This is a genomic window from Kitasatospora sp. NPDC056800 (genome assembly GCF_042789775.1).
GTDB lineage: Bacteria > Actinomycetota > Actinomycetes > Streptomycetales > Streptomycetaceae > Kitasatospora.
The window spans coordinates 50,748-69,520 of record NZ_JBHUAL010000003.1 but is presented as its reverse complement, the minus strand read 5'-3'; the positions used below and the strand labels follow the sequence as shown (position 1 = coordinate 69,520).

20 protein-coding genes and 1 riboswitch are annotated in these 18,773 nt (G+C 74.1%); of the genes, 3 read left to right on the top strand and 17 right to left on the bottom strand.

The genetic code is table 11. From position 1 onward, the window contains the following. Nucleotides 1-181: 181 nt before the first annotated feature. The 5 genes from rpmF to rpmB are packed head-to-tail and all read right to left on the bottom strand — an operon-like array spanning nt 182 to nt 2,368. Nucleotides 182-355 (bottom strand): 50S ribosomal protein L32, encoded by a 174-nt coding sequence (gene rpmF, locus ACFRQN_RS01455; RefSeq protein ID WP_380737425.1) that lies wholly within the window; start codon nt 353-355, stop codon nt 182-184. A gap of 48 nt (nt 356-403) precedes the next feature. Next, nucleotides 404-640 carry a 30S ribosomal protein S18 gene (gene rpsR, locus ACFRQN_RS01450; protein ID WP_049661328.1) on the bottom strand — a complete coding sequence of 79 codons (237 nt, stop codon included), beginning with the start codon at nt 638-640 and terminating at the stop codon, nt 404-406. Between the two features lie 14 nt (nt 641-654). Continuing rightward, entirely contained in the window at nt 655-1,821 is a 1,167-nt protein-coding gene (locus ACFRQN_RS01445; RefSeq protein WP_380737453.1) for a CobW family GTP-binding protein, read from the bottom strand. A gap of 5 nt (nt 1,822-1,826) precedes the next feature. Continuing rightward, entirely contained in the window at nt 1,827-2,132 is a 306-nt protein-coding gene (gene rpsN, locus ACFRQN_RS01440) for a 30S ribosomal protein S14 (RefSeq protein ID WP_074002389.1), read from the bottom strand. Further along, nucleotides 2,132-2,368, bottom strand: a complete 237-nt coding sequence (gene rpmB / locus ACFRQN_RS01435) for a 50S ribosomal protein L28 (protein WP_074002388.1) — start codon at nt 2,366-2,368, stop codon at nt 2,132-2,134. The genes rpsN and rpmB overlap by 1 nt, the downstream gene beginning before the upstream one ends. A gap of 144 nt (nt 2,369-2,512) precedes the next feature. On the opposite strand from rpmB, the gene rpmG reads away from it, so the two are divergent. Beyond that, nucleotides 2,513-2,677 (top strand): 50S ribosomal protein L33, encoded by a 165-nt coding sequence (rpmG, locus tag ACFRQN_RS01430; protein WP_049656556.1) that lies wholly within the window; start codon nt 2,513-2,515, stop codon nt 2,675-2,677. Between the two features lie 66 nt (nt 2,678-2,743). Here rpmG and ACFRQN_RS01425 read toward each other — a convergent pair whose 3' ends face one another. Further along, nucleotides 2,744-3,859, bottom strand: a complete 1,116-nt coding sequence (locus tag ACFRQN_RS01425) for a HoxN/HupN/NixA family nickel/cobalt transporter (protein ID WP_049656561.1) — start codon at nt 3,857-3,859, stop codon at nt 2,744-2,746. Between the two features lie 30 nt (nt 3,860-3,889). Further along, a riboswitch (cobalamin riboswitch) is annotated at nt 3,890-4,103 on the bottom strand. Between the two features lie 82 nt (nt 4,104-4,185). Here ACFRQN_RS01425 and ACFRQN_RS01420 point away from each other — a divergent pair. Together ACFRQN_RS01420 and ACFRQN_RS01415 are read left to right on the top strand one after the other, a co-directional pair. Next, nucleotides 4,186-4,569 carry a metalloregulator ArsR/SmtB family transcription factor gene (locus ACFRQN_RS01420; RefSeq protein ID WP_049656554.1) on the top strand — a complete coding sequence of 128 codons (384 nt, stop codon included), beginning with the start codon at nt 4,186-4,188 and terminating at the stop codon, nt 4,567-4,569. A 122-nt stretch (nt 4,570-4,691) separates the two neighbouring features. After that, nucleotides 4,692-6,365, top strand: coding sequence for a hypothetical protein (locus ACFRQN_RS01415; RefSeq protein ID WP_380737423.1), 1,674 nt, complete (start codon nt 4,692-4,694; stop codon nt 6,363-6,365). A gap of 44 nt (nt 6,366-6,409) precedes the next feature. Here ACFRQN_RS01415 and ACFRQN_RS01410 read toward each other — a convergent pair whose 3' ends face one another. The 11 genes from ACFRQN_RS01410 to mltG (ACFRQN_RS01360) form a co-directional block, all read right to left on the bottom strand. Beyond that, complete coding sequence (locus ACFRQN_RS01410; protein ID WP_380737421.1) at nt 6,410-8,416, bottom strand: AAA family ATPase; 2,007 nt, start codon at nt 8,414-8,416, stop codon at nt 6,410-6,412. Nucleotides 8,417-8,487: 71 nt separating this feature from the next. Then, on the bottom strand, nt 8,488-8,814 hold the full coding sequence (locus ACFRQN_RS01405) for a putative quinol monooxygenase (RefSeq protein WP_074002386.1): 327 nt from the start codon (nt 8,812-8,814) through the stop codon (nt 8,488-8,490). A 135-nt stretch (nt 8,815-8,949) separates the two neighbouring features. After that, a complete protein-coding gene (locus tag ACFRQN_RS01400) occupies nt 8,950-9,759 on the bottom strand; it encodes an Fpg/Nei family DNA glycosylase (protein WP_380737419.1) in 810 nt (269 codons plus the stop codon). A 79-nt stretch (nt 9,760-9,838) separates the two neighbouring features. Next, entirely contained in the window at nt 9,839-10,741 is a 903-nt protein-coding gene (locus ACFRQN_RS01395) for an AAA family ATPase (protein WP_380737417.1), read from the bottom strand. 85 nt (nt 10,742-10,826) lie between these two features. Continuing rightward, the gene (aroQ, locus tag ACFRQN_RS01390) at nt 10,827-11,255 is read right to left on the bottom strand and encodes a type II 3-dehydroquinate dehydratase (protein ID WP_049653999.1); all 429 of its coding nucleotides are present in this window, start codon (nt 11,253-11,255) and stop codon (nt 10,827-10,829) included. Between the two features lie 8 nt (nt 11,256-11,263). Next, on the bottom strand, nt 11,264-12,355 hold the full coding sequence (gene aroB / locus ACFRQN_RS01385) for a 3-dehydroquinate synthase (RefSeq protein ID WP_049653979.1): 1,092 nt from the start codon (nt 12,353-12,355) through the stop codon (nt 11,264-11,266). Further along, nucleotides 12,348-12,869, bottom strand: a complete 522-nt coding sequence (locus ACFRQN_RS01380; RefSeq protein ID WP_049653982.1) for a shikimate kinase — start codon at nt 12,867-12,869, stop codon at nt 12,348-12,350. Before ACFRQN_RS01380 ends, aroB begins: the two co-directional genes overlap by 8 nt. Then, on the bottom strand, nt 12,866-14,050 hold the full coding sequence (gene aroC / locus ACFRQN_RS01375; protein WP_107086502.1) for a chorismate synthase: 1,185 nt from the start codon (nt 14,048-14,050) through the stop codon (nt 12,866-12,868). Before aroC ends, ACFRQN_RS01380 begins: the two co-directional genes overlap by 4 nt. A gap of 227 nt (nt 14,051-14,277) precedes the next feature. Then, nucleotides 14,278-15,108, bottom strand: coding sequence for a shikimate dehydrogenase (locus ACFRQN_RS01370; RefSeq protein WP_380737415.1), 831 nt, complete (start codon nt 15,106-15,108; stop codon nt 14,278-14,280). Nucleotides 15,109-15,187: 79 nt separating this feature from the next. Continuing rightward, nucleotides 15,188-17,113, bottom strand: coding sequence for an endolytic transglycosylase MltG (gene mltG / locus ACFRQN_RS01365; protein WP_380737413.1), 1,926 nt, complete (start codon nt 17,111-17,113; stop codon nt 15,188-15,190). A gap of 188 nt (nt 17,114-17,301) precedes the next feature. Beyond that, nucleotides 17,302-18,573 (bottom strand): endolytic transglycosylase MltG, encoded by a 1,272-nt coding sequence (gene mltG / locus ACFRQN_RS01360; RefSeq protein ID WP_063780218.1) that lies wholly within the window; start codon nt 18,571-18,573, stop codon nt 17,302-17,304. Between the last annotated feature and the right edge of the window lie 200 nt (nt 18,574-18,773).

The window sequence follows — 18,773 nt, the reverse complement described above, 5'->3', positions numbered from 1 at the left end:
CCCGGCCCGAAGCGCCCGCCGAGCACCCCCGCCAGAACCCCCGGTGCCCCTTGCGCGCCCCCCGCGCGACCGCGCCGTCGCCCTCCGGCCCGCGCCGGGGCCCCCGCCCCCACCGCCGCTCGGACGCGCGCCGCCGCCGAGGGGCCCACCTCCCCTCGGCGGCGGCTTCCTCCCGTCGCGCCTACTGCCCGTACGGTTCGAGCAGACCCCGCCGGTACGCCGGGGCGAGGTTCTGCGGGACGAGCATCTCCCGGCCGTTCAGGGTGATCGCGACCAGCTTCGGGGGCGTCGCCCGCCACTGGGCCCGGCGGTGCCGGGTGTTGCTGCGGGAGGTCTTGCGCTTGGGTACGGCCATCGCGGGCTCCTTCTCGGGTGGTGTGGTCGAACGCGTCGTCGGGCGGCGCTAGCGGGTGGCGCCCGAGGCGTACGGCAGGAGGGCCGTCTCCCGGGCGTTCTTGATCGCCCGGGCCACCGCCCGCTGCTGCTCGGCGGTGAGCCGGGTGACCCGGCGGCCGCGGATCTTGCCGCGGTCGGAGACGAAGCGGCGCAGCAGGTCGGTGTCCTTGTAGTCGATGTACTCGATGCCCGCCGCGAGCAGCGGGTTGGGCCGGGGCTTCGGCGGGGCGGATCGTTTGCGCACGGGAGGGCGCTCCTTCAGTGGACGGGGTCGAGCAGGTCCTGGAAGGCGTCCGGCAGGGCCTTCCAGCCGGGTTCGCCGGCGGCGAGTTCGGCGTCGGTGAGCAGGCAGGAGTCGAGCAGGTCGGTGATGCCGTCGACGTCCAGCCCCTCGGCGGTGAAGCTGAGCTGCTGCACCCGGTCGCCGTGCCGGGGGTGCCAGTCGAGGGCGGCGGCGGCCCGGCGCGCGGGCGGGTAGAGCTCCCAGGCCGCGTCGGGCAGGGAGGTGAGCCAGGGCCCGCACTCCTCGACCGCGAGGTTCGCCCCGGCGGCGTCCCAGGCGAGTATCAGATCGGGCCGGTTGGCCAGCCAGAACCGGCCGCGGCTGCGCTGCGCCGCCGGGACGAGCAGTTCCAGCGCCCGGTGCAGCCGCTCGGGGTGGAGCGGTCGGCGGCGCTCCCACAGCAGGGTGGCGACGCCCGCCTCGTCCCGCTCCTGCGGCAGCAGCGCGAGCGCCGGGTTGACCCGGTCGCGGGCGGCGGCCACGTCGAAGCCGCCGAGCGCGGCCCGGGTGAGCGCGCCGGTGCCGAGCCGGACGGTCCGGGCGGTGGCGTGCAGCTGGCGCAGGAGGGCGAGCCCCGGCGCGTGCGCCGCGGCGCGCGGCACGGCGAGCGTGCCGGCGTACTCGATCTGGTGGGCGAGCGCCTCGGCGCGGGTCCGGTCGTCGCGCGAGGCGGTCTGCTCGCCGTGCTCCACCAGGTCGTCGGGGACGGAGAGCTCGCCGACCAGCCGGTCCGGGTCGACGGCGGTGACCACGCCCGCCAGTTCGACGGCGTCGTCGAGCGGCCGCCCGTCCACCTCTCCCCCGGCGATCACCTCGACCGCGGGGTGCGGGTCGCTGCCGCCCCACAGTTCGACGATCGCCAGTCCGTACCGGCCGCCGTCGGCGATCTCCAGCAGCCGGGGCAGCAGGTCCTCGCGCAGGGCGCAGCACGGGCAGTCGTTCGCCAGCGGTACGTCGGCCGCGTCGAAGGCCCCGGCGGCGTCGCGCAGCTCGCAGCGGACGGTGCCGAGCGCGGCGTCCCGCAGGTCGTGGTGCAGGACCACGGCGTCCACCGCGGCCGCCGCCAGTTCCTCGACGGCGGCCCGGCGCTGCTCCGCGTGCAGGCCGGCGACGACCACCACCGGCAGCCTGGTCCCGTCCACGGCGCTCACCAGCTCGCCTTGCGGACACCGGGCAGGTGCCCGGCGTGGGCGTGGGCGCGCAGGTTGACCCGGGAGAGGCCGAAGGCCCGCAGGTAGCCGCGGGGCCGGCCGTCCACGGCGTCCCGGTTGCGGACCCGGGTGGCGCTGGCGTCGCGCGGCTGGCGGGCGAGCTCGGCCTGGGCGGCGGCGCGCTCGGCGGGGCCGGTGCCGGGGTGGGCGATGGTCCGCTTGAGCTCGGCCCGGCGCTCGGCGTAGCGGGCGACGACGGCGCGCCGCCGCTCGTTCTTGGCGATCTTGCTCTGCTTGGCCATCAGACCTTCTCCCCCCGGGCGCGGATGCGGGCGACGGCGGCCTCGATGCCGATCGCGTCGACGGTGCGGATGCCCTTGGCGCTCAGCGCCAGCCGGACGTACCGGCCCTCGCCGGGCAGCCAGTAGCGCTTGCGCTGGATGTTGGGGTCGAAGCGGCGGCCGGTGCGGCGGTGCGAGTGCGAGATCGCGTTGCCGAAGCCGGGCCGGCGGCCGGTGAGTTGGCAGCGGGCGGACATGGGTGCTCCCTGGCGTCCGGGAATGGGCAGGACCGGGCTCACGTTACACCAGATGAAAATGACTTCCATTTCGATGTACGGTTCGAGCCAACCCCTCGGACCGGAACCCGAGACCCCGACCCCCAGACCCCAGGAGGACGTCCCATGGCCCGCAGCGAACTGCGCCCGGTGATCAGGCTCCGCTCCACCGCCGGCACCGGCTTCACGTACGTGACCCGCAAGAACCGCCGCAACGACCCGGACCGGATGGTCCTGCGCAAGTACGACCCGGCCGCGGGCCGGCACGTCGACTTCCGCGAGGAGCGCTGACCCCGGACACGCGAACGGCGCCTCCCCGGACTCGGGGAGGCGCCGTGGGTGGCCGGGCCGCTCGGCTCAGGAGCCCTCGGGCGTCCAGCGCTGCTCGACCCGGGCGAGCTTCCAGTACCCGATCGCGATCGCCCAGACCACCACGAACAGCCCGGCGATCGCGTAGCCCACGTTGTCCAGCGAGATGTCCGCGACGAACCCGGTGACCGGGTCGGTCAGGTCGAGCTTCTCGTGCAGCACCCCGACCAGCTCGATGGTGCCGATGATGAAGGCCACCGCGATCGACAGACCCGTGATGGTCAGGTTGTAGTACACCTTCCGGACCGGGTTGGCGAAGGCCCACTGGTACGCGAAGTTCATGAACGTCCCGTCCAGGGTGTCGAACAGGCTCATCCCTGCCGCGAACAGCAGCGGCAGGCAGACGATCGCGTACCAGGGCAGCCCGGAGGCCGCGCCCGAGCCGGCCATCACCATCAGGGTGACCTCGGTCGCGGTGTCGAAGCCCAGGCCCAGCACCATGCCCACCGGGAACATCTGCCCCGGCCGGGTGATCGAACGGGTCGCCCGGTTCAGCACCCGGGCCATGAAGCCGCGCGAGTCGAGGTGCGCCTCCAGCTCCTTCTCGTCGAACTTCCCGGCCCGCATCGAGCGGAACACCCTGAGGATGCCGAGCAGCGCCGCCAGGTTGAGCGCGCCGATCAGGTAGAGGAACACGCCGGAGGTGGTCGTCCCGATCACGCCCAGCCACTTGTGGGTGGCCGACTCGTCGTCCATCAGCGTGTTCGCCAGCTGCGCGCCGCCCGCCACCAGGGCGGCCATCAGCACCACCATCGAGGAGTGCCCGAGGGCGAACCAGAAGCCCACCGAGACCGGCCGCTTGCCGTCCGCCATCAGCTTGCGGGTGGTGTTGTCGATCACCGCGATGTGGTCGGCGTCGAAGGCGTGCCGCATCCCGAGGGTGTACGCGGTGATGCCGAGGCCCACCCCGAAGACCTGGGTACCGACCGCGTACCGCTCGGGCGCGACCAGGAAGATCAGCGTGCCGAAGGCCACCACGTGCATGGCCACGATCACCGCCATCAGCCCGGCCGTACGGACGGTGTCCTCGCGCCGCCATCTGAAGCTGGGCAGCACGGAAGGGGCCGGCTTCGCGCCGGCGGCAACGGTTTCGGGCAGGGTCATCTGCGGATCACGCTCCAGCACCTCGTGGAAAACCTCGTGAGATGCCGTGGCCGGTCTCCTGGCTGACGGGATACCCGTGCCCGCCTTCCCAGGTGCGCGAGGCACCCAGTGGCTCCGTGGGCACGGACGACGTTCCTCCGCGGGCGGAGGAACGACCCGATCACAGTGGCGAGGGCCGCTCCGGGCTGGGACCCCTGAGGGTCCGTCACCGGTCTTCCCGAGCACCACGGCGGGGAACACCGTAGGGGCCGCGCCCCGACCCGTGCAAGGCTGCGCACCTGCGCAGGTGTCCAGGATCACAGGCGACCGCCTGCAAGAATGTCCGCATGCATCTCGTACCGGCCGACCGCGCGGGCCACCGCACCATCGACGGGCACCGGGTCTGCGAGGCCATCGCCGCGATCGGCGACCCCGCGCACGTCCGGTCCTGGGCCGAGCGGTTCTCCCTGCTCGCCGACCCCGGACGGCTCGCCCTGCTGCTCGCCCTCCACCGGGCCGGCCCGCTCGCCGTCAGCGACCTCGCGGTGGCCACCGGCATGCGCGACCCCGCCGTCTCCCAGGCCCTGCGGCTGCTCCGTACGGCCGGCGTGGTCACCGGCGACCGGGACGGACGAGTGGTGCGCTACCGGCTCGTGGACGAGGCCATGCGCCCCCTCCTCGACGAGTGCGCCGCCGCCGAGCACCACGAGCCCAGCGCGGCAGTGGGCTGACCCCTCCCGCCGACGCCTGCCCGACCTGCTGACTCCCGCTCGGTCCGCCGACTCCCGCCCGGGCCGCTGACTCCCGCTCGGGAAGGCGCGCCGTGAACGGCCCCGGCCAGTACGATCATGATGTGCCGTCCCACCCCCATGCCTGGCCCGCCGACCGCTGGAACACCGACCCGGTCAAGGCCCGCGTGCTGGCGGTCGCCCGCACCCTCACCTCGGCCACCCGGGTGCTGGACGTCCTCTCCCTGCTGAGCCCGCACGGCATCGAGTGGTACTTCACCGTCAACCCCGGTTCCGTCTTCGCCGACCGCGCCCTGGACGACTACCTGCACGGCCTGTCCGGCTTCACCGTGCTGGACTGGGACGACGCCGTCCGCCACCGCTTCGACCTGGCCGTCGCCTGCGCCGTCCACTCCTCCATGCACCGCCTGGACGCCCGCCTCGTCGTCCTGCCGCACGGCGCCGGCTACAACCGCCTGGTCACCGAGTCCACCGGCGACACGGTCAGCGCCGCCGGCCTGTCCCGCAACGAACTCACCCACCGCGGGCGGGTGTTCGTGGACGTCCTCGGGCTCTCCCACCCCGAACAGCTGGACCGGCTGCGGACCTCCTGCCCCGAGGCCCTGGACGTCGCCCGGGTGGTCGGCGACCCGTGCTTCGACCGGATGCTCGCCAGCCGGCGCTCCCGGGACGGCTACCGCGCCGCGCTCGGCGCCGTCGGCGGCCGACGGCTCGTCGTCGTCAGCTCCACCTGGAGCGAGCACTCGTTATTCGGCCGCCACCCCGACCTGCCCCGGCGGCTCGTCCGCCAACTGCCCGCCGACGAGTACACGGTGGCCGTCGTCCTGCACCCCAACGTGTGGAGCCGCCACGCCCCCGGGGCGCTGCTCGACGACGCCCGCCGGATGGGCCTGCGCCTGATCCCGCCCCACCAGGGCTGGCAGGCCGCGCTCGTCGCCGCCGACTGCGTGATCGGCGACCACGGCTCGGTCACCGTCTACGGCGCCGCCCTGGAACACCGCACCATGCTCGTCGCCACCGGCGCCGCCGAACTCGACCCGCGCTCCCCCAGCTACGCCTTCGGCCAGGCCGCCCCCGTCCTCGACCCGGACGGGGACCTCGCCGCCCAGCTCGAACGGGCCCTCGCCGAGGCCCCGGCCGGCCTGCGCGAGATCACCGACCGCTCGCTCGCCCACCGCGGCGAATCCGCCCGGCTGCTGCGCCCGCTGCTCTACTCCTTCCTGGACGGCCTGGACGAACCCGGGGACGAACCGGCCCTGCCGCCCTACCCCAGGCCCGTCCCCTGCCCCGGGGCCGCCGAGTGGCCCACCGCGTACGACGTCGAGGGCAGCACCGAGGGGACCGAGGTGAGCCTGCGGCGCTACCCCTTCCACCCGGACGACCACACCCCGCGCGGCTTCCACGCCCTCACCGACGAGCACCCGGGCGACGCCCTGCGCTACACGGCCGAGGTGATCGCCCGCACCGAGGCGCACGCCGAACGCACCGCCACCCGCTGGCTCGCCGACACCGCCGCCGAACTGCCCGGCCTCGCCGTCGCGGTGGCCGCCCTCGGCCCGGCCCGCCACCTGCTCCGGCTGCACGGCGGCCGACTGCTGGAGGCCCGCGCCGAACCGGACTGGGGCCGCCCCGACCCCGCCGTCGACCCGCTGCTGCTCGGCTCCGCCGTGGCCTGCTGGCTCGCCGACGGCGGCGACCCGGCCGGCCTCCCCGAGCACGGACTCACCGTCCGCACCGGCGGGGACCGCACCCGGGTGTCCTTCCGTACCGGGCCCTGACCCCGCCCGCCCGCTACGGACCGCCCCTCGGCCCGGACCGCCCCTCAGCCCGCCAGCTGCCGCAGCCGCTCGCGGCTGCGCTCCGCCAGCTCCGCGTCGTCCAGCTCCTCGGCGAGGGTGACGAGCAGGGTGTGGGCCTGCGCCTCCTTCGCGTACTGGTTCCGCTCCTTGGCCCGCCGGGCGCAGTCGTCCGCGTGGGCGACGGCGAGGTCCAGCTGCCCGAGGGCCCGGTGGGCCCGGGCCCGGACCAGCGGCAGCTTCATCAGCATGTCGTTGTCCCGCGTCCGCCCGGCCCGGGCGGTGGCCTCGGCCAGCAGGGTCAGCGCCTCCTCCGGACGGCCGTCGGCGATCAGCGCCTGCGCCAGGTTGTAGCTCTGGACGATCTCGCCGTGGTCGTCGCCCCGGTTCTCCGCCAGGGCCAGGGTGAAGCGCTCCACCGCGTCGCCCGGGCGGCCGTCGGCCAGGCAGAGCAGGCCGTCGGTCTCGTAGAGCACCCCGACCACCCGGCGGTTCGTCACCAGCGGGACCAGCTCCGTGGCGAGCGCCAGCTGCTCGGCGGCGAGCCGGTACTCCTTGCGCTCCTGGTGGGCGCGGGCGAGCTGGTTGCGCATCTTGACCACGGCGGCCGGCTGGTTGTCCCACTGGGCCGACTCGATGCCGAGCCGGTGGGTGGCGATCCAGTCGTCGTAGAGCTTGCGGCCGTGGTACAGCGGCCAGAGCGACTCGCAGAGCCGCCACACCTCGCCGTGCCACCCCTGCGCGGCCGCCTCCTCCACCACCGCGCGGAAGTCGGCGCGTTCGGCGTACAGCCACTCCAGGGCCGCGGCGTCGGAGGCGAAGCCGGGCAGGTCGTCGCCGCTCGGGTCCTGCAGCCGGAGCCGGTCCCTGCCCATCGTCCGGTCGGCGAGCGAGGCACGGCCCCGGAAGTACGCCACGACGCCGGCGAGGAGCCCGGCGCGGTCGGGCAGCTCCCGCGTCCGGCCGTAGGCGTGCAGCCGCACCACGTCGTGGGCCCGGAATCGGTCCTCGCCGTCGTCGTCCACCACCTCGTCGAGCACGTGGACGCCACGCAGCTCCCTGACCGCCTGCTCGGCGCGCTCGACGCCGACCGCCCGCGCCAGTTCGGCGGACACGAAGGGGCCGGGGTGCACGCCGATCAGCTGGTAGAGCGCCCGGCCCGGCGCCGACAGCCGCTCGTGGACCAGGTCGTACGTCGCGCCGAGATCGCTCTCCTCGTCCTCCAGCATCGCCAACCTGCCCTCCCGGTCGTGCAGTTCGGCCACCACCCGGCCGACCGGCAGGCTGTCCCGGTCCAGCAGCTGGCTCCCGACCGCGTTCAGCGCGAGCGGCAACCCGCCGCACAGCTCGACCAGTTCGGCCAGTTCCCCGTCGGTTCCCCGCCCGGAGCCCACCCAGCCCCGCACCAGTTCGGCGCCCGCCGCCGCGCTCAGCGGCCCGAGTCGGCGCACCTCGGCGCCGTCCATCCGCAGCGCGGGCAGCCGCCGCCGGCTCGCGACCACCACCAGCCCGCAGGCGGGGAGCAGCGCCCGGACCTCCGCGGCGTGCTCGACGTTGTCCAGGAAGAACAGGCACCGGCGCCCGGCGGTGGCGGTGCGGAAGGCCGTGAACCGCTCGGCCTCCACGGCCGGGGGCTCGGCGCCCAGGGCGCGCAGGAAGCCGGCCAGCAGCCCGGGGAGGTCCACCCCGCCCTGGTGCCGGTAGGCCTTCAGGTCGGCGTAGAGGTCCCCGCCGGGGAAGCGCTCCCGGTGGCGCTCGGTGAACTTGGCGATCAGCTCGGTCTTCCCGACCCCGCCGAGGCCGGTGAACACCACGACCCCGAGTCCGCCCTCCTCGACCCGGTCCAGCGCGCCGGCCAGTGCGGCGAACTCCGGTTCACGGTTGACGAACGGGCCGTGCGGCGCGCGCACCTGACGGGGCGTCGGCACCGTCGGCGGCTGGTGGAGGTGCACCGACCCGATGCTCCCGGCCTGCACCACATGGCCGCCCACCGTGGCGCCTGACACGGTGTTGGCCACCTCGTGCCGCTCCATCCGCCTGCTCCCTCCGGCCGCCCGGGCCCCAGCCTACGGGCTGGGCACCCGGCCGGAGGGGCGCTCGGGTGTCACCGGGGGGTGATCTCGCCCATCTCGCCCCAGCCGTCCATGCCGGGGATCTCGATCGAGACGATCTGCGGCTTGGCGGCCACGGCGTACGACATCTCGTCCATGGCCTTGGTGAAGTGCGCGGACTCCACGTGCTCCTTGCCGGCGTCGCCGTCGCGGAACGCCTCGACCAGGACGAACTCGTTGGCGTTGTCGACGCTGCGGGACCACTCGAAGAAGAGGTTGCCGGGCTCGCTGCGGGTGGCCTGGGTGAAACCGTCGACCAGGTCGAGCCACTCGTCGGCGCGCTCGGGGCGGACCGCGAACTTGACCGTAATGAAGATCATGGGACTTCCTTCCCTTCCACGTTCACACGTGGCCGTGCGGACAGGTGCCCGCCGCTCGGCGGGCACCCGTCCATCGTCGCAGGTCAGAAGGGCTCTCCACGACACGGGGGCGTTGCGCGTCCCGGCCGGGGCCGGTCACGCCGCCTGGCAGGCGGGGCACCAGAAGAGGTTGCGGGCGGCGTGCTCCTCCGTCCGCACGTCGGTGCCGCAGACCAGGCAGGGCATGGCGGCCCGCCGGTAGACGTACACCTCGCCGCCGTGGTCGTCCACCCGGGGCGGGCGGCCCATCGCCTCGGGGGTGTGCTCGGGGCGGACGGTGTCGATCCGGCCCGCGGTGACGCCCTCGCGCATCAGGGCGACCAGGTCGGCCCAGATCGCGTCCCACTCCCGGCGGGTGAGGTCGCGCCCGGCGCGGTGCGGGTCGATGCCGTGGCGGAACAGCACCTCGGCCCGGTAGACGTTGCCCACCCCGGCCAGCACCTTCTGGTCCATCAGCAGCGCCGCGACGGTCGTCCGGCTGCCGGATATCCGGCGCCAGGCGGCCTCCGGGTCGGCGTCGGCGCGCAGCGGGTCGGGGCCGAGCCGGGCGGCGACGGCGGCCTTCTGGTCGTCCGTGACGAGCGCGCAGGTGTTGGGCCCGCGCAGGTCGGCGTAGCCGTCCTCGTTCTCCAGCCGCAGCCGGACCAGCCCGACCGGCTCGGGCGCCGGGCCGGTGCCGAAGGTGAAGCCGCCGTAGAGGCCGAGGTGGACGTGCACCCAGGCGCCCTCCTCGAAGCCGAGGAAGAGGTGCTTGCCGGTGGCCTCCGCGCCGGTGAGCAGCTGCCCGTCGATCACCTTGGCCTCGTCGGCGAACCGGCCCTGCGGGCTGGAGACCCGCACCGGGCGGCCGCCGAAAGCCTCGCGGTTCTCGGTGGCGAGGCGGTGGATGATGTGGCCTTCGGGCACGGGCGTCGGCTCCTCCGGGCTCGGCGACTGGACCCGTCCATCATCGCAGCCGGCACCGACAGCCCCGTGCCGCCGCGGGTCAGCGGACCGGGACGCCCATCAGCCGGGCCAGGATGACGCGGTCCAGCTCGGCGGCCGTCCCGGCGACGTCCAGGGCGGAGTTGTCGATGATCGGCAGCCCGGAGTTGTACCAGCCGGCCATCCGCCCGTGGATGCGGGCCACCTCCTCGTCCCCGAGCCGGCGGTTGCCGCTGCGCCGGGCGTTGCGGTGCAGCACCGAGTCCAGGCTGGGCAGCAGCACGACCGGGATCATGCCGGGGCCGATGTGCCGCTTCCAGCCGCCGAGGCCGATCGCCGGGCGGTCCGGGAAGACGGCGTCGTCGATGATGCAGGAGATGCCGTTGGCCAGGTAGTTGCGGCAGGCGAAGCCGCAGGTGCGGCGGGCCAGCCGGTACTGCGCCTCGGAGGCGTTGTTCCAGCCGGACTGCGGGTTGGCGAAGCCCGCCTGCACCCACTCGCGGACGTCGTCCAGGCTGATGTGCGCGGTCGGGGTGGGCCGCCGCTCGGCCCAGTGGCGGGCGACGGTGGTCTTGCCGGCCCCGGCCGGTCCGATCAGCAGGACGGCTATCGGCCCGGTGGCCGCGTGCTGCCGCGGCGGGTGGGCGGGCAGTTGGACGGGTGCGCCGGACGGCAGCACGAAGTGCCCGGTGCCCCCGGCGGGTACGGGCGGCGCGCTCGGCACGGGTACGGCCGCGGGGGCCGGAGCCGGGTGGGCGGGAACGGGGTGGGCGGCGGGCCCGGGGCCGGTCGGCCCGGGAGTGACGGGCGCCGCCGGCGCCGGCCGGCCCGGCGGCGGGGACGGCGGAGGCTGCGGGGAGGGCGGCTGCGCCCCCGACGACGTCCCCCGCGTTCCGCCCCCCGGCGGCACCGGCGGGGCGACGGGACGCGGCGGGACCTGCCCGCCTCCGGTGTACTGCGTCACGGCACCTCCCGACACTTCTCAGCGGGGACACTACACGGCGGCCCGGCAGCGGGCACAGTCCGCCGCCGGGCCACCGCCCGTACCCTCAGCGGGTGGTGAGCCGCTCGGCCAGCGCGCGCAGCGCCAGCTCGTAGGAGCCGAGCCCGAAACCGGCGATGGTGCCGGAGGCCACCGCGGCGATCACCGAGGTGTGCCGGAAGGTCTCCCGGGCGTACGGGTTGGAGATGTGCACCTCGATCAGCGGCGCGGTGCGCTGGGCCGCGGCGTCCCGCATCGCGTACGAGTAGTGGGTGAACGCACCGGGGTTGATCACCACCGGCACCTGCCCGTCGGCCGCCTCGTGCAGCCACTCCACCATCTGCTGCTCGGAGTTGGTCTCGTGCACCTCGACCTCGAAGCCGAACTCCTTGCCCAGCGCGGTGCAGCGCTCGACCAGCCCGGCGTACGAGGTGGCGCCGTAGACGTCCGGCTCGCGGCTGCCCAGCCGGCCCAGGTTGGGGCCGTTGAGCACCATCACCCTGGTCACGCCGAGACCTCCGCGTACGCGGCGACCAGCAGCGACGGGTCGGGGCCCTCCAGTACGGAGGTCTTGCCGAGGCCGTCCAGCACGATGAAGCGGATCAGGTCGCCGCGCGACTTCTTGTCGATCTTCATCGCGTCCAGCAGCTTCGGCCAGGCGTCCGCCCGGTAGCTCAGCGGCAGGCCGACCGAGGCCAGCACGGTGCGGTGCCGGTCGGCCGTCTCGTCGTCCAACCGCCCGGCCAGGCGGCCGAGTTCGGCGGCGAAGACCATGCCGATGGAGATCGCGGCGCCGTGCCGCCACTTGTACCGCTCGTTGCGCTCGATGGCGTGGCCGAGGGTGTGGCCGTAGTTGAGGATCTCGCGGCGGCCGGACTCCTTGAGGTCCCCGGAGACCACGTCGGCCTTGACCTGGATGGCGCGGCGGATCAGCTCGACGGTGTGCGGGCCGGACGGGGTCTTGGCGCCCTCGGGGTCGGCCTCGATCAGGTCGAGGATGGCCGGGTCGGCGATGAAGCCGCACTTGATGACCTCGGCGAGGCCGGAGACGTAGTCGTGCTTGGGCACCGTCTCCAGGGTGTCGAGGTCGGCCAGCACGCCCACCGGCGGGTGGAAGGCGCCGACCATGTTCTTGCCCTCGGCGATGTTGATGCCGGTCTTGCCGCCGACGGCCGCGTCGACCATGCCGAGCAGCGTGGTGGGCATGGAGATCCAGCGCACCCCGCGCAGCCAGGTCGCGGCGACGAAGCCGGCCAGGTCGGTGGTGGCGCCGCCGCCGAGGCCGACGATGACGTCGCTGCGGGTGAAGCCGGTCTGCCCGAGCACCGACCAGCAGTACGCGGCGACCTCGACGCTCTTGGCGTCCTCGGCGTTGGGCACCTGGAGCACGATGGCCTCGTAGCCCTCGCCGAGCAGGTCCTCGCGGATCGCGTCGGCGGTGGCGGCGAGCGCCTCCGGGTGGATGAGCGCCACCCGCTTGGCGCGGGTCCCGATCAGCGGAGACAGCTCACCGAGCAGCTGGTGCCCGATCAGCACGTCGTACGGGTCGTGGCCGGCGCTGCCGCCGACGTGGATCCTGACGGTGGTGTCAGTCATGGGGGGTCTTCAGCTCCAGTGCTTCCAGTACGGCGTCCGCGACCTGTTCCGGGGTGCGCCCGGCGGTGTCGACCACGGCGGTGGCCACCTCCAGGTAGAGGGGGCGGCGGGCCTCCATCAGCTCGCGCCAGCGGGCCCGCGGGTTGACGGCCAGCAGCGGGCGCGGGGCGTCCAGGCCGACCCGCTTGACCGCGTCGGCGAGCGGGACCTCCAGGAAGACCACCGGCAGCTCGTGCAGCAGCGCACGGGTGGCCTCGGCCATCACCGCGCCGCCGCCGAGCGCCAGGACCCCGTCGTGCCCCTCGGCGGCCGCGCGCACGGCGGCCGCCTCCAGCGCGCGGAAGTGCGGCTCGCCCTCGTCGATGAAGATCTCCGGGATGGGCTTGCCGGCCGTCGCCTCGACGTCGGCGTCGGTGTCCCGGAAGCCGACGCCCAGGCGCTCGGCCAGCATCCGCCCGACGGTGGACTTGCCACTGCCGGGCGGGCCGACCAGCACGACAACGGGGTTCGTCATCGGATGATCAGGTTGTCGAGGTAGCCCTGCACGTTGCGGCGGGTCTCGGAGACGTTGTCGCCGCCGAACTTCTCGTTCACCGCGTCCGCCAGCACCAGCGCGACCATCGCCTCGGCGACGATGCCCGCGGCCGGCACCGCGCAGACGTCCGAGCGCTGGTGGTGCGCCTTGGCCGGCTCGCCGGTGCGCACGTCCAGGGTCTGGAGCGCCCGCGGCACGGTGGCGATCGGCTTCATCGCGGCGCGCACCCGCAGCACCTCGCCGGTGGACAGGCCGCCCTCGGTGCCGCCGGAGCGGCCGGAGGTGCGCTTGACGCCCTCGGCGGTCGGGACGATCTCGTCGTGGGCCTGGGAGCCCGGCACCCGGGCCAGGTCGAAGCCGTCGCCGACCTCGACACCCTTGATCGCCTGGATGCCCATCAGCGCGGCGGCCAGCCGCGCGTCCAGCCGGCGGTCCCAGTGCACGTGCGAGCCGAGGCCCACCGGCACGCCGTACGCCAGCACCTCGACCACGCCGCCGAGGGTGTCGCCGTCCTTGTGGGCCTGGTCGATCTCGGCGACCATCGCCTTCGAGGCGTCGGCGTCCAGGCAGCGCACCGGGTCGGCGTCCAGCTTGGCCTCGTCCGAGGGCAGCGGCACCACGCCGGCCGGCGCCTTGGCGGCGGCCAGCTCGACCACGTGGCTGACGATCTCGATCCCGGCCACCTCGCGGAGGTAGGCGCGGGCGACGGCGCCCAGCGCGACCCGGGCGGCCGTCTCGCGGGCGCTGGCGCGCTCCAGGATCGGCCGGGCCTCGTCGATCGAGTACTTCTGCATGCCGGCCAGGTCGGCGTGGCCGGGCCGGGGGCGGGTGAGCGCCTCGTTGCGGGCCAGGCCCGCCAGGACCTCGGGGTCGACCGGGTCGGCCGACATGACCTGCTCCCACTTCGGCCACTCGGTGTTGCCAACCATGATCGCGACCGGGCTGCCCATGGTCAGACCGTGCCGGACGCCGCCGAGGAAGGTCACCTCGTCCTGCTCGAACTTCATCCGCGCCCCGCGGCCGTAACCGAGCCGGCGGCGCGCCAGCGCGTCGGCCACCACGTCGGTGGTGACCGGTACACCGGCGGGCAGGCCTTCCAGCGTCGCGACGAGTGCGGGGCCGTGCGACTCCCCCGCCGTCAGCCAGCGCAACGTACCCAACGGAGCTCCTTCATCAGCGGACCGGACCACGGCACCGCCGGGGCCCGCCCCGGGCGTGCCTTTTGTACCTGAATCCTTTCATGCCCCAGCGGCACCCGGGGGCACAGTCCGCGTGACGGACAGCAACCGGCCACGATCCGGCCGGGAACCGCCCGGGAAACCGGACGGAGGGCGGGCGGGCACCCGGCCGTGGGGCCGGGCCCGCCCAGGTCCGACGGCGGCCGGGCTCAGTGCCCGGCGAGCGCCTTCTCCCCCGCCTCGCGCATCGCCGCCAGCGGCCCGGGCGTCCGCCCGGTGAAGGCCTCGTTCTGCAGCACCGCCTGGTGCACCAGCAGGTCCAGCCCGCCCAGGACGGTCGCCCCGCGCCCGGCGCAGGCGGCGGCCAGCGCCGTCGGCCACGGGTGGTACAGCACGTCGAACAGCGCGCCCGGCTCGGCGGGCAGCGCCTCGGCGAAGACGTCGGTCGCGCCGACCGGCGTGGTGGAGATCGTCAGCGGCCGGGTCAGCGCCTGCGCCCCGAGTTCCCAGTCGGCGGTGCGGACGGCCACGCCCAGCCGCTCGCCCAGCTCGGCCATCTCCCGGGCCCGCTCGGCGCTGCGCACGTAGACCGTCACCTCGCCGGTGCAGATCTGGGCGAGCGCGGCCAGTGCCGAGGAGGCGGTGGCCCCGGCGCCCAGGACGGCCGCCTCGGGCACCTCGGTGATCCCGCGCTCGCGCAGCGCGTTGACCAGCCCGGGGACGTCGGTGTTGTCCCCGGTGCGCCGGCCGTCGGCGGTGAACACCACGGTGTTCACCGCGTCCACCGAGCGGGCCGTCGCGCTGACCTCGTCGAGCAGCGGGATGACCGCCCGCTTCAGCGGCATGGTGAGCGACAGCCCGGCCCACTCGGCCTCGTCCAGCGCGGCGACGAACCCGGGCAGCCCGGCCTCGTCGACCTCGAAGCCGTCGTAGCGCCAGCCGTCCAGCCCGAGCGCCGCGAAGGCGGCCCGGTGCAGGTCCGGCGAGAGCGAGTGGGCGATCGGCGAGCCGAGAACGGCCGCCCGGTGCTTGCTGGTCAACGCTTCTCTCCGCGAACTGGCGAACTGTCGTCCGGCCGCGGCTGCTTCCTGGTGCCGCGGCCACTTCCTGGTGGTGCGGCTACTTCTTGGTGGTGCAGTGGCCGCGCGCCTCGTCGAAGCCCTGCCCGGCCGACTGGCAGTACTCCTTGACGTTGGCGTAGTGCTCCTTGCTCGTCTCGGCGAACCGGGTCTGGGTCGGGGACATCGCGATGAAGTACAGCCACTTTCCGTCCGCCGGGTGCAGCGTCGCGTTGAGCGCCTCGTCGCCGGGGTTGGAGATCGGACCGGGCGGCAGGCCCTGGTTCACGTAGGTGTTGTACTTGTTGTTCGCGTCGTCCATGTCCTTCTTGTCGAGGTCCTTGCGGCCCAGCGAGTACTGGAGCGTGGTGTCCATGCCGAGCCGGTGGTTGATCTCGCCGCCGGCGGCCAGCCGGTTCTGGATGGTCTTGGCCATCTTGGCGAAGTCTTCCGGGTTGTTGCCCTCGCGCTGGAGGATGCTCGCCTCGATGAGCACCTCGTAGCCGGTCTTCAGCCCCACCGAAGCGGCCTGGGCGTCCAGGCCGGCGTACTTCTCGGTGGCGTTCTTCACCATCTGCTTGAGCAGGTCCTCGGGCTTCATGCCCTCGGCGATGTTGTAGCGGGTCGGCCAGAGGAAGCCCTCGATGTTGCCGTTCGCGTACGGCGGCAGGCCGAGGTCGTTGACCTGCGCCTTGGCGACGCCCGCCGTGGTGCCCGGCGGCAGCTTCAGCTTGGTGTCGATGAGGGTGTAGATCTCGGTGGAGTTCTTGCCCTCCGGTACGACGATCGCCGCGCCGCCCGCCTGGGCGAGCAGCTCCTTGAGCGCGGCCGCGGCCGGCATCTCCTTCTTCATCTCGTAGAAGCCGTACTGGATGGTGCCGCACTTGGGCTCGGCCTTGCAGGCCGTGTTGAACGCGTCGACGCTCTTGACCACGCCGGCGTTCTTCAGCGCCAGGCCGATCTGCCCGCCGACCGCGCCCTTCTTGACCTCGACCTGGACGGAGCCGGTGCCCTCGCCGGTGAAGTCCGGTGCCGGGCCGAAGTGGTCCTGGTAGAAGCCGTAGCCCCACCAGCCGGCCCCGCCGACGGCGCCGAGCAGCACCGCGGCGACCAGCAGGCAGGCGCCGCCGTTGCGGCGGCCCGACTTCTTGCCCTTCTCCTTGCGCTTCTTCTGGGCCTCACGGGAGTCGTCCTGCTCGCCGAGGAAGCCGGCCTCCCCGGCCTCGGCGTGCTCGTCGGGGTACCCGTCCTCCTCGTGGCGGCCGCCGTCCGCGTGGCCGTCCCACTCGTCCGTCCCGACCTCGCGCGCGGCGCCGACCGGGTCGGCGCCGGCCTCCAGCGCGGCGGCCTCGGCCTCCCAGTCGATCCCGTCCGGGCCGGGGCCGGAGGCCGGCACCGGCTCCGGGGCCGGCTGCGGCTTGGCCCGGCGTCTCGGCACCTGCCGCTGCGGAGCCTGCTGCTCGGGGGCCGGCTGCTGCGGGGGCTGCTGCTGGAGGGGCTGCTGCGCCTGGACCTGCTGGGGCTGGACCTGCTGCGGAGCCTGCTGCTGGTAACCCTGCTGCTGCACCGGCGCCTGCTGCTGCGCGTACCCCTGCTGCATCGGCTGCTGCGGTTGCGGCTGCTGCGGCACGTACCCCTGCTGGGGGTAGCCCTGCTGCTGCACCGGCGCCTGCTGCTGCGCCATCTGCTGCTGGTAGCCCTGCTGACCGCCCGGGTAGCCCTGCTGCGGCATCTGCTGCTGGGGGGCCTGCTGCTGGTAGCCCTGCTGCGCCATCATCTGCTGCTGCATCTGCGGCGCCATCTGCTGCTGCGCGTACCCCTGCTGCACGTCCCCGTACTGCTGCTGGACCTGCTGGCCCTGCTGCGGGTACTGCTGCTGCCACTGGCCGTCCTGCTGGCCGGGGACCGGCTGCCGGCCGTCGTACCCGGGATCACCGGGGTGCCACGGCTCGCCCTGGGGGTTGTAGCCCCCGCCCAGATCGGTCATTGATCCCCTTAACCGACGGTGACGACCGGAGGATCAAACCGGCCGTCCGGGACGACGCGGTCCCGGCTGATTCTCGAACCGGCGTGCTAGCGCAGCGCCTGGAGGGAGACGTTACCGTACCGCAGCCTTACCCCCGGCCGGGCGGACGCACCGTCAGTGAGCGATCTCACCGACGGCACACAACTCCGTTACGGCGTCCCCGCACCGGGAGCGGAAGGCGCACCGGCCCCGCCCGAGGCCCCCGGGGCCGTCGCCGCCGGGTCGGAGGGCGCGCCCGACGCCGGGGCGCTCGGCTTGGCCGCCGCCCGGTTGGCGTTGAACTCCGCCACGTTGCGTTGCTGGACGTCGAAGCTGTCGGTGAAGCGGGTGTCCCCCGGCTTCACGGTGACGAAGTACAGCCAGTCCCCCGGCGTCGGGTCCAGCGCGGCCATGATCGCCTGCCGCCCGGGGTTGGAGATCGGGCTCGGCGGCAGTCCGGCGTGCAGGTAGGTGTTGTACGGGGAGTCCAGCCTGGTGTCGGTCACCGAGGTGTTCAGGGTCGAGCGGCCGAGCGCGTAGTTGATGGTGGAGTCCAGCTGCAGGGGCATGCCCTTGGCCAGCCGGTTGTAGATCACCCGGGCCACCTTGCCCATGTCCTCGGTGTTGTCGGCCTCGCCCTGGACCATGCTGGCCACGGTGATCAGCCCGTACACGCTCTGCCCGAGGTTCTGCGCGACCACGGTGGCGTCGTCCCGGCCGAACTCCCGGCCGGCCCGGTCCACCATCTGCTTCAGCAGGTCGAAGGCGGTGGTGCCCTCGGTGACGCTGTACGTCGCCGGGAACAGGTAGCCCTCCGGGCTGCCGTTGGCGAAGTCCGGCAGGCCGAGTTCGGCGCCCTGGTCCTGGGCGGTCTTCTGGGCGGTGCCCGCGGGCAGGTTCAGCTTCTTGTCGATGGCCGCGTAGATCTGGTAGCCGCGCCATCCCTCGGGGATGGTCAGGCCGTTGGCGTTGGCCGGGTCGATCAGGACCGCCAGCGCCGCCGCGGCCGACATCCGCTGCTTCAGCGTGTACGTCCCGGGCTGGATCCGCCCGGCCGCCGCCGCGCTGCCCTTCGCGGCCCGGGTGAAGGCGAGCGAGCTGGCCACCACGCCGTTGCGGACCAGCGCGGAGGCGATCTGGGAGAGGCCGGCGCCCTCCGGCACCGAGACCTGCACGCTGCCGGTGCCCTGCCCGGCGAAGTCGGCGGCGGCCGGGGGTTTGCGCTGCGCCTGGATCCAGGTGTACCCGGTCAGCCCGACCCCGCCGAACACCGCGATCAGCGCGAGCGCGGTGAGCCCGCAGGCCAGCCCGTTGCGCCGTCGGTGCGGATCGGGCGCATCGAAGCGCGGACGGGGCGCACCCGGCGGACGGCCCTCCGGTTCCAGCACCGGTGCGCCCAGATGTCCGGGCGTGAGACCCGGGTGGAAGTCCTGGTCGGTCATGGCTCGCGCCCCCTTCGGCGGTCCCAGATCGATCCGGATCGACATGAATCGATCCAAAACAGACAAGGAAGCGAACGAAAAGGGGTCCGTGCGGACGCGTCCGCACGGACCGGCGGCGATCCTGGCCTGCGACTTCACCCCGGCCGGGACGGTCTCCACGGGCGTGGCGAGCACCCCGTCGGGGTCGGAGGGCGCGGCCC

Coding starts and splice junctions, on each gene's coding strand:
- rpmF (WP_380737425.1), bottom strand. CDS start 355: ATGGCCGTACCCAAGCGCAAGACCTCCCGCAGCAACACCCGGCACCGC.
- rpsN (WP_074002389.1), bottom strand. CDS start 2,132: ATGGCCAAGCAGAGCAAGATCGCCAAGAACGAGCGGCGGCGCGCCGTC.
- rpmB (WP_074002388.1), bottom strand. CDS start 2,368: ATGTCCGCCCGCTGCCAACTCACCGGCCGCCGGCCCGGCTTCGGCAAC.
- rpmG (WP_049656556.1), top strand. CDS start 2,513: ATGGCCCGCAGCGAACTGCGCCCGGTGATCAGGCTCCGCTCCACCGCC.
- ACFRQN_RS01425 (WP_049656561.1), bottom strand. CDS start 3,859: ATGACCCTGCCCGAAACCGTTGCCGCCGGCGCGAAGCCGGCCCCTTCC.
- ACFRQN_RS01420 (WP_049656554.1), top strand. CDS start 4,186: ATGCATCTCGTACCGGCCGACCGCGCGGGCCACCGCACCATCGACGGG.
- ACFRQN_RS01410 (WP_380737421.1), bottom strand. CDS start 8,416: ATGGAGCGGCACGAGGTGGCCAACACCGTGTCAGGCGCCACGGTGGGC.
- ACFRQN_RS01405 (WP_074002386.1), bottom strand. CDS start 8,814: ATGATCTTCATTACGGTCAAGTTCGCGGTCCGCCCCGAGCGCGCCGAC.
- aroQ (WP_049653999.1), bottom strand. CDS start 11,255: ATGGTGCTCAACGGCCCCAACCTGGGCCGGCTGGGCAGCCGCGAGCCG.
- aroB (WP_049653979.1), bottom strand. CDS start 12,355: ATGACTGACACCACCGTCAGGATCCACGTCGGCGGCAGCGCCGGCCAC.
- ACFRQN_RS01380 (WP_049653982.1), bottom strand. CDS start 12,869: ATGACGAACCCCGTTGTCGTGCTGGTCGGCCCGCCCGGCAGTGGCAAG.
- mltG (WP_380737413.1), bottom strand. CDS start 17,113: ATGACCGATCTGGGCGGGGGCTACAACCCCCAGGGCGAGCCGTGGCAC.
- mltG (WP_063780218.1), bottom strand. CDS start 18,573: ATGACCGACCAGGACTTCCACCCGGGTCTCACGCCCGGACATCTGGGC.